Annotated in this window: 1 protein-coding gene; it reads right to left on the bottom strand. The window is 60.3% G+C overall.

The genetic code is table 11. The features are described from left to right. Positions 1–290: DUF6708 domain-containing protein (locus AAHM38_RS25580; RefSeq protein WP_342234435.1), on the bottom strand; the 290-nt coding region annotated here is incomplete at both ends.

Raw genomic sequence — 290 nt, 5'->3', positions numbered from 1 at the left:
GGCTCGGGCAGGTTGGCCGGCCCGTCTTGCATATAGCGTCGGAAGTACTCCCATTGCAGTTGAGCCTGCTCGAGGGTGAAGACCATTTGCCCAAGCACAAAGGCCCGCACCACGTTGCCCTGTTCGTCCAGCGTGTAATGACGGACGTCGTACATGTCATAGGCGCGCTTGAGGCCACCAACCTTGCGTTTGCCAATGCAGAAGAACTCGTCGTTGCTCCAGGGCACCTCCCAGACGCCGTCAGGGTCCTTGGTGCGGATGGCGTAGATGCGGCGGGTCTTACGGTTCAG

The sequence above is a fragment of the Ralstonia sp. OTU4908 genome, assembly GCF_038440115.1.
Classification (GTDB): domain Bacteria; phylum Pseudomonadota; class Gammaproteobacteria; order Burkholderiales; family Burkholderiaceae; genus Ralstonia; species Ralstonia pickettii.
This window is presented reverse-complemented; position numbering and strand designations above follow the sequence as displayed.